Genomic DNA, 6,563 nt, shown 5'->3' on the forward strand with positions numbered 1-6,563 from the left:
CTCTCGCTTGTCGTCCACTGGTCGTCGTGTGCTAAAGAGGCCCAGAATCGCTCATTCGGGCTCCTCTGAGCCCCTCTCCGCTCAAGCCTCCAAGCCCCGGATCATTCAAAGCTTCGAATTTTACGATGAAAGCTGACCTCTTCTCCAACGCTCAGGAGCAGCGCCCCAAACCGCTTGCCGCCGAGATCCGCCCGCAAACGCTCGATGAGCTCATCGGGCAGCAGCATGTTCTGGGACCAGGCGGGCCCTTGCGGCGGCGTGTCCAGGCCGGGCGTCTAGGCACGGTTATCCTCTTCGGCCCGCCAGGCGTTGGCAAGACCACGATCGCCCGCGCGATCGGCCAGGAGATGCAGAAGGAGTTCCGTTCTCTTCATCCCGCCAGCAGCAACGTTGCCGACATCAAGGCTGTGGCTCAAGAGGCTCAGGCCAAGGACATCTTGGTGTTCATCGACGAGATCCATCGCTTCAGCAGCGCGCAGCAGGATTATCTCCTCGATCTGACCGAGACCGGCACCTTCGACCTGATAGCTGCCACCACCGGCAATCCGTATCACGTCCTCACCCCGGCGCTTGTCTCCCGCGCATCCATTTTCCAGCTGGAGCTGCACTCGCTGGAGGACCTACGCCAAGTCGTGGAGCGCGGGGTCGCCTTTCTCATGAGCCACAAGGATCTGAACGTCCACCTTGATGAGGATGCCATGAAGCAGCTCACGGGCCGGGCCGGAGGTGACGCCCGTCGCGTGTTGAACGCCCTTGAGACCTTGGTGCTCGGATCTTCCCCCGGCTCAACCGTCCCAATCACCGGAGCCATGGTGAACGAGGTCTATCAAGCCTCTCCCCTGCCCTTCGATCGTAAAGGCGACTATCACTACGACACGATCTCGGCCTTCATCAAATCGATGCGCGGATCTGATCCGGACGCCACCCTCTATTGGCTGGCCCGCCTGATCCATTCCGGAGAGGATCCCCGCTTCATTGCCCGCCGCATTCTCATCCACGCTTCGGAGGATGTAGGCCTTGCCGATAATACCGCCCTGCAGACTGCGGCGGCGGCTCTCACGGCCGTCCAGCACGTTGGCTACCCTGAAGCCCAGATCGTGCTCGCCCATGCAGCCTTGCATATCGCCCGGGCCCCGAAGTCAAACTCAGCTTGCCGCGGCATCGGTATGGCGATGGCTTACGTCAAATCCCAGCCGATGATCCCGGTTCCTCCGCACCTGCGGGACGGGCACTATGCCGGAGCGGCCAAACTGGGCCACGTGGGCTACCGGTTCCCGCATGATGATCCGCGTGGCTGGGTTGAGCAGACTTACTCTCCTGGGATCCAACCCGGTCAGTTCTATAAGAGCGATGGTCGGGGCGGTCAGACGTTCGAGGCGCGAGCCGATGCCTGGTGGGAGCGTGTCACCGGCCAGCCGCAACCACGGCAATGGCAGGAAGAGTCCGGCAGCAGTTGATGAGAAACCTGGGATAGGGCCGCACCCGCACCCGCATGGTAGGAGAGACGCAATCCAGTGGCGAAGCACGATGAGCGCTGAACCTTTCGAAACCATTCCAGCTTGGCGGATCGCACGGTTGAGGACGGCCTTGCGCGATGCGGAGCAGCGTGGCGCAGACCCAGATGATGACGGTCAAGATCTCTACCATCGCGCCCTCCAGCGTCGCTTCGCTTTGGCTCGAGAACGCGCCACGCATGGGCCAGAGCGGGCCTCCAGACCAAAGACCACGCGGAAAGGCCGCAGTTTCCCGCACCTGAAACTGGTCATCATCTGGCGCGCTATCCTGAGCTGCCGCCCCGACGCTTAGAGGCAGGGCGATGCGGCGCCGTTTGGTAGCATTCGCAGGGCGCATGATCAGGCTGTCGCGGCGTGCCGCGCCGGCGGCCTTGCACCACCGCGTTATCGCACTGTCTACGTCCTGTGGCATCGCGGCGTACCGCCGGCGGACGTCGTGGTGGCGTTGCGAGATGGATCTACAACTCCGAAGGAGTAACGAACTTACCAGATTGCGGGATGAAGGCGCCGCTTCCAACGTTCATGCCGTGGCAGTTGAATGGTGGCGGCCTGGCGCTTGGTCAGCCTGCGCTTCACCGCTTTCGGCGCTGATGGCAAAGTCAACTCGGCCTCTGGTGGTTGCTCAAGATCAAACGCTCGCTGGGGATATTCCAGTGGCTCAACAACTGCAGAAGCCTTCCTTGTCGGCTTCCTTGCCCTGGCATTCGCTATTGCAACCTGCACTGGCTGACCATCATGAGCCGACAGAGCCTCTGGTTCAGTCGCCATGTCAACCTGTGGCACAGCTTCGGTGATCACCGGCACATCGGATTGTGTTGCCTTCACGTCCTCGAAGGCGCTCGTTGTCAGATCAAACTCCATCTGTTCCCGACGAGCCTCCGCTGCCGGGTCCTCGCGTCGGACCGGGTCAGCGGGCTCAGAGTTGCCCCATGGATGTTCGACGATGCTCGGCAGGATGCGTGGGACAGGAGAGGTCTCAGCAGCTGCCTGAGGCTCTTCTTTCTGGACGATTTTGGAGGGCTCAACCGGAATTGGCACGAACAGGCTCCTAGGCGGGAGGTGATGGAGCTGACCTGGAATGCGGGACTTCTTGATCTCGATCGAAAAAGGCTTGGTGTTCCGCTTCATTTCTTTGCTGATTATAAACGAGGAAAGCTAGTGACCTAAGATCTCACTTGTACGGCGTCAATACCAGGAGACCACGTCATCTTCCATTAGAATCGTCGTGCCTTCGAATGACTTGAGAACAGCTTCAGCGCTATTGTTTCTTCCGGGCGTCGCGTGAGCATGACCCCGTACCAAGCTAGCCAGCGGGCATAGCCGGCGGTCTGATAGAGCTAGACTTGCAGATTGTAGCGGCCTTCATGCAACCCCGTCGCCAGATAGGCCTACTTAACCATCGCAGGCTGCCCCTTCTAACCGTTCCTAGGTGCGAGCGGGTGTCTCCTCAAAAGCACACTCCGATCGTGGAGCTTCGCCCACTAATCTATGTTAGTGCCTGAGCATTGCGCAGCCACATACGAATGTCGGTGGCGAGTTTCCGTTGGGCCCACCGTGCCCGAGCGGAAGCCGCTTCTTTGGGGGCAACAATGCGTATTTCTCTACTCGCGATCCTCGCGGGCAGCCTTTCGTTGGGCGCCTGCGCAACGGTCACTCGTGGCACGACTGAACAGATTACTTTCGACTCTGAACCTCCCGCAGCCATGCGGACTTCGACGGGCCTGACCTGCCCGACAACACCCTGCACGCTTCAAGTGGACAGAAAAGCCGAGTTCGTCGCAACTTTCTCCAAGGATGGGTACGAGAGCCAAGACATCATGGTCCAAACTCGCGTGGCGGGCAGCGGTGCGGCCGGATTTGCCGGTAACGTCCTGATCGGCGGCCTCGTTGGCATGGGCGTCGATGCTGCAACCGGCGCGACACTGGAGCACTATCCGAATCCTGTAAACGCGAGCCTGGCTCCGCTCGCCGTCTCCTCGAAGTACCGTGGTCACAAGCGCCCTGCTCCCCGCGGGCCAGTGAAAGAGGCTGTCCCGCCGACCTCATAACTGTCGGATGAACGAATGTAGAACCTCGGCCAAGGCCGGGGTTTTCTTTATGTCTGCCGCCAACCCCTCGTTTGGCCTTCCTCGTACGCCCGCTGCGCTCACCGGCACCCAAGCGGTTGCAACGGCGGCGCGAACCGCCTCTACCTCTTCATGCCACTCCCACAGCAGCCCATATCGGAGATAATCAGGAACGGACTATGACTAGGATGGACTGTGATGAACCGGCTTCCGGCAGTTTTGGCCGTTGCAGGATGGGGGCTCTGCGGGCTCTTCATTCTAAACTCCGGTATTCTCGGGGCTGATACTCAGACCAGAATCGCTCGCCTGACCCAAGCACTCCAACAGGCCGAGGCTGACCATGATGCACTTGCCGCGGAGCTGGGACGCTTCAAAGCGGCACATCAGGATCTGCAGCATGTCGAAAGGCGGATCGCTTCCGCTACCGAGGAGCTCAAGCACTTGGAGTACCTTCGGGGCCGGGTGAGCGGGGAGATCGACGCAATACGCCCTTAGCCGTTGAGCAGTATGTTCAGAGCACGCAGTTCCCAGAGCGAGACAACCATTATCTCTGGGCTCACACGGCCAACCCCTCAGCGCCGGATCGAAGGAGTGGTGGACAGAGACTAAGGGTCGCATGGTCCTAACAATGTCCAAGCAGGAGCAGGATGTCTCCTTCAATGAGTGGAAGGACGAGAATGGGAAGAGCATCAACCGCGGCGTGAATGCCTGCGAGCACCTGATACAGCCTAGACGAAGCCCGGTTGTGGCGAGGCGTCATGCCTCCTTCGCGCCCCTTGTCCCTTCAAGCAAATCAGCTCAAGGTCATTCCAGCTGCCTTGCAGCGACAGCTGTCGGCGAGCCCCGGGATGCGCACGGATGTACTGCCCTCCCGGGCTCCTCGTCGGACTCCCCCTAAGCATCAGCAGCCTTCTCATCCCCCTTTGCTTCATCGAGAGCATCAACGAGCATTTTCAATTCGTCGTTCAGCGGGGCTAGAATAGTGTCCTGATAGTGGCCACCGAGCGTCTGGCCGATGAAGGATGCCAGGGATCTCGGCAACTGTGGACGATCCTTCGAGCTCAGCCGTTGATGTCCTATGTTAAAAAACTAACTGGACCAGTCCCGATCAGTTTCAGCGTAACCTTCGGGGCATTTGGGTGAGACAAAATCCTAATAATCTTGAGAGTGGGGCCCATACTTAGTGACCGCCTTGGACATAAAGAAGGCCTCTTCACCACCCGGAATGGGGAATGAGCAGGACCTTCGTCCCGTGAGGGCCCTTGCGGGAGTACCTACACAAGTGTGGCTGCCAGATTGAAATGTCCGCCGGTCTGCTAAAGCACTTAGACGCCCTCTGACAGTTTCGCCCGCACCCCTCGGATGTCACACGCTTCAGCTTAACTTACTACTCCCAGTTGCATCAGGCTGAACGCTCCCTTTCTAAACAATGACCTGGATTAAACTACCGAGTTACTTCGTATACCAGACGTGAAACCAATCGAAAGCCGCTCGGGCAGCGTTGTGTTGTAACGGGGACAATCATGCGAATAGTCTACGCGTCGCACTCCGACAGGGCTGGCACGCGCTGGACATGGAGCGCGATGCTCCGACTTGCCGTGTTGATTACGGCTGCGCTGGCTCTTCTCGCCATCACGCTCGTTGGATTGTTTGTCGTCCTGCCTCTGGTGATCGCCAGCGCCATCGCCTTGTCCTTTTTTCGTCGCCGCAGGCTGCGCCAGGCGCAGCATCGGTTGAAGGGTAGTGTCATCGATGCCGATTACACGCTCATCGTCCACCAGGAACGATGCTCTATCCCAGGCTCCAAAGGGTGGTAGCCCAATCTTGAATCCAGGTCCTTCCACCCCCACCTCATGTTTACCGGGGTCCGGGCCCCTCTGGCAGTCTTTCCCAGGCTGCGATGTCGGACTCTCTCACCTGAGGAGCACTTGACGCTGCTCCGCATCTGGGAGACGACTGTGACGTCTTACTCATATACCTCCCCCTTCACCGACACCTCGCTCCATGCGGCAGAAACACGCGCGCGGCTCGACGCGCTGGCGCGGCTTCTCGACAGCGCAGTTCGTGTGCCGGGAACCAACATCCGCTTCGGCGCAGACGCGCTCCTGAACCTCATTCCCGGCGTGGGTACCCTGACATCCAAGGGCATGTCGGCTTACCTGATCTGGGAGGCGGGCCGCCTGGGCGTGCCCATGTCGACGCTCCTGCGCATGATGGGCAATGTCGGTGTCGACTTCATGATCAGCGCCATTCCGCTCGTGGGCTGGGTAGGCGACGTGTTCTACCGCTCGAACCTGCGCAACGTGGACCTTCTCCGCACACACTTGGACAAGGCACATCCAGCGCCCACCCGCTTCCAGCGCTGATAACGCTCGCCAAGCGAAACATGTCCGGCGGTTCGCCGCCTGGTTCATTATTGTTGAGAGAGCTTAGAGATGAACAATCCGAACACCGCACCCAACTTTCGCACTCTCGTGATTGTGGCCGTGGTCATGGCGCTGCTGTCGCTGTTCTACTTCCAGAACCCGTCGGCACCTCAGTCTGAGCAACTTCCCTACTCTGCCTTCGTTACAGCCGTCGACCAGGGTGAAATCCGTTCGGCCACCATCCAGGGTCAGGAGGTGATCGCCGAGCGCTCGGCAGGCAGCCGTGTCACAACCTACGTTCCGCAGGGTGCCGATCTGATCGCCCAGCTCCAGTTGAAGGGTGTTGTCATCAAAGCCGAGCCGCCGCGTCAACCAAGCCTTCTTGGCAGTCTGCTGCTGTCGCTGCTGCCATTCGCGTTGATGATCGGCATCGTGGTCTGGATGTCGCGCAAGGCCATGGGTCAGCAAGGCGGGGGCGGCATGATGTCAATCGGCAAGTCCAAGGCGAAGCTCCTGACCGAGGCGCATGGCCGCGTCACCTTCGACGACGTGGCGGGCATCGACGAGGCCAAGGAAGACCTGCAGGAGGTGGTGGAGTTCCTGCGCGACCCGCAGAA

The 6,563-nt window shown here is 59.9% G+C and carries 9 protein-coding genes; 6 read left to right on the forward strand and 3 right to left on the reverse strand.

What is annotated here, in order from left to right; all coding sequences use genetic code 11:
- Positions 1–101: 101 nt before the first annotated feature.
- The gene (locus OCW50_RS25595) at positions 102–227 is read right to left on the reverse strand and encodes a hypothetical protein (RefSeq protein ID WP_262299503.1); all 126 of its coding nucleotides are present in this window, start codon (positions 225–227) and stop codon (positions 102–104) included.
- A 3-nt stretch (positions 228–230) separates the two neighbouring features.
- Here OCW50_RS25595 and OCW50_RS25600 point away from each other — a divergent pair, with 3 nt between their 5' ends.
- A complete protein-coding gene (locus OCW50_RS25600) occupies positions 231–1,457 on the forward strand; it encodes a replication-associated recombination protein A (protein WP_262299502.1) in 1,227 nt (408 codons plus the stop codon).
- Between the two features lie 540 nt (positions 1,458–1,997).
- Here the strand turns inward: OCW50_RS25600 and OCW50_RS25605 are convergent.
- Positions 1,998–2,642, reverse strand: a complete 645-nt coding sequence (locus OCW50_RS25605; RefSeq protein ID WP_262299492.1) for a hypothetical protein — start codon at positions 2,640–2,642, stop codon at positions 1,998–2,000.
- Between the two features lie 461 nt (positions 2,643–3,103).
- Between OCW50_RS25605 and OCW50_RS25610 the strand changes: the two genes are divergently transcribed.
- On the forward strand, positions 3,104–3,562 hold the full coding sequence (locus OCW50_RS25610) for a translation initiation factor 2 (protein ID WP_262299493.1): 459 nt from the start codon (positions 3,104–3,106) through the stop codon (positions 3,560–3,562).
- A 216-nt stretch (positions 3,563–3,778) separates the two neighbouring features.
- Positions 3,779–4,075, forward strand: a complete 297-nt coding sequence (locus tag OCW50_RS25615; RefSeq protein WP_262299494.1) for a GAS domain-containing protein — start codon at positions 3,779–3,781, stop codon at positions 4,073–4,075.
- A gap of 399 nt (positions 4,076–4,474) precedes the next feature.
- On the opposite strand, the gene OCW50_RS25620 is transcribed toward OCW50_RS25615, so the two are convergent.
- On the reverse strand, positions 4,475–4,621 hold the full coding sequence (locus tag OCW50_RS25620; protein WP_262299495.1) for a hypothetical protein: 147 nt from the start codon (positions 4,619–4,621) through the stop codon (positions 4,475–4,477).
- Positions 4,622–5,103: 482 nt separating this feature from the next.
- Between OCW50_RS25620 and OCW50_RS25625 the strand changes: the two genes are divergently transcribed.
- From OCW50_RS25625 to OCW50_RS25635, 3 genes are all read left to right on the forward strand, one after another.
- Positions 5,104–5,397 carry a hypothetical protein gene (locus OCW50_RS25625; RefSeq protein WP_262299496.1) on the forward strand — a complete coding sequence of 98 codons (294 nt, stop codon included), beginning with the start codon at positions 5,104–5,106 and terminating at the stop codon, positions 5,395–5,397.
- Positions 5,398–5,538: 141 nt separating this feature from the next.
- Positions 5,539–5,946, forward strand: coding sequence for a DUF4112 domain-containing protein (locus OCW50_RS25630; protein ID WP_262299497.1), 408 nt, complete (start codon positions 5,539–5,541; stop codon positions 5,944–5,946).
- A 69-nt stretch (positions 5,947–6,015) separates the two neighbouring features.
- A partial coding sequence (locus OCW50_RS25635) for an ATP-dependent metallopeptidase FtsH/Yme1/Tma family protein (protein WP_262299498.1) occupies positions 6,016–6,563 on the forward strand: 548 nt, incomplete at its 3' end.

It is taken from the genome of Microvirga sesbaniae (assembly GCF_025460805.1).
GTDB lineage: Bacteria > Pseudomonadota > Alphaproteobacteria > Rhizobiales > Beijerinckiaceae > Microvirga > Microvirga sesbaniae.

Coding starts and splice junctions, on each gene's coding strand:
- OCW50_RS25595 (WP_262299503.1), bottom strand. CDS start 227: ATGCTGCTGCCCGATGAGCTCATCGAGCGTTTGCGGGCGGATCTCGGC.
- OCW50_RS25605 (WP_262299492.1), bottom strand. CDS start 2,642: ATGAAGCGGAACACCAAGCCTTTTTCGATCGAGATCAAGAAGTCCCGC.
- OCW50_RS25610 (WP_262299493.1), top strand. CDS start 3,104: ATGCGTATTTCTCTACTCGCGATCCTCGCGGGCAGCCTTTCGTTGGGC.
- OCW50_RS25615 (WP_262299494.1), top strand. CDS start 3,779: ATGAACCGGCTTCCGGCAGTTTTGGCCGTTGCAGGATGGGGGCTCTGC.
- OCW50_RS25625 (WP_262299496.1), top strand. CDS start 5,104: ATGCGAATAGTCTACGCGTCGCACTCCGACAGGGCTGGCACGCGCTGG.